The 269-nt window shown below is 35.7% G+C and carries 1 protein-coding gene; it reads left to right on the top strand.

Annotated elements, in window-relative coordinates:
• On the top strand, window positions 1-269 hold a 269-nt coding region (locus tag ACWA1B_RS22745), incomplete at both ends, for an extracellular solute-binding protein (protein WP_456910897.1).

Below are 269 nucleotides of genomic sequence, written 5' to 3'. Positions count from 1 at the left end.
GCCCCAATCCGTCCTTGATAATTATGAAAAGAAAACCGGGACTCATGTTAATATGACTACTTATTCTTCTCCTGATGAGATGATTGCTAAAGTTAGGGCAGTCTCTCCAGGAACTTATGACCTTGTTGTTGCTCCTGGAAATGACGTAGAAATTTTGAAAAAAGTTGGTTTGCTAGATAAATTAGACAAAAGTAAAATTCCAAATAGCAAAAATTATGCTAAAGATTGGCTAGGACTTTCATATGACAAGAAGAACAGCTATTCCTTAC

This window comes from Flavobacterium xizangense, from assembly GCF_054075145.1.
Note: the sequence above shows the minus strand (reverse complement) of the source record. Positions and strands in the feature narration are given on the sequence as shown.